Here is a 703-nt window from a genome sequence, read left to right as displayed (position 1 = left end):
GCCTGGGTGGCGCTGATGCCGATGCCGAACACGAAGGCGGCGGCCAGGGCCGACATGACCCCGAACAGCGGTGGTATCTCCAGGTTGACGTAGGAGCTGAGCTTGATGGCGGCAGCAGCCGTGGGCTCGGCGGCTGTGGTCAGGCGCGGGATCAGGTTGCTGGCCACGGCAAAGGCGAACAGGCCCGCCAGTATGGTGGAGCAGTAAGAGAGGGCAACCGTCTTGCCCAGCAGCTTGCCGGAGTTCTTCGGCAGGCTGGCGATGCCGCTCATGATGAAGAACAGGATGATGAGCGGAATGGTGAAAGTGATCAGCTGACCTATGACTGTCTTGGCCGTAAACAGCACGCGTGCGACCCATTCGGGGGCGTAGAGACCGAGCAAGAGACCGGCCAGGATGCCGGCAACCAGTTTGAGGACAAGTTTCATAAGTAAATCCAGGTGTTAGTGTCTGATTTGTTATTTAATTTTGATTTTAATGCCGCTTTTTAACACAAAGTCCGCATCTTGTCTGCCATCACCTGGTTAACTCAGAGTTAAATATTGTTAGCTGGATGATGAATTGCGGGGGATGGGCCCCTTGAAGCGGCGACGGCGATATTGATGCCTGGTGGGGGCGAGCTCGGGGAGGCGGATCAACAGGGCATGCAGCCAGCGACCGTGCACGGCATCCTCGCTGCACCAGCTCTGATGCAGGTCAAATG

Annotated in this window: 1 protein-coding gene; it reads right to left on the bottom strand. The window is 57.5% G+C overall.

Annotated elements, in window-relative coordinates:
- The coding region (locus BN1128_RS16290; RefSeq protein ID WP_042870638.1) for a cation:dicarboxylate symporter family transporter at positions 1–428 on the bottom strand (428 nt) is incomplete at its 3' end.
- Positions 429–703: the final 275 nt, after the last annotated feature.

Origin of the sequence: Aeromonas piscicola (assembly GCF_000820005.1) — a bacterium.
GTDB lineage: Bacteria > Pseudomonadota > Gammaproteobacteria > Enterobacterales > Aeromonadaceae > Aeromonas > Aeromonas piscicola.
Note: the sequence above shows the minus strand (reverse complement) of the source record. Positions and strands in the feature narration are given on the sequence as shown.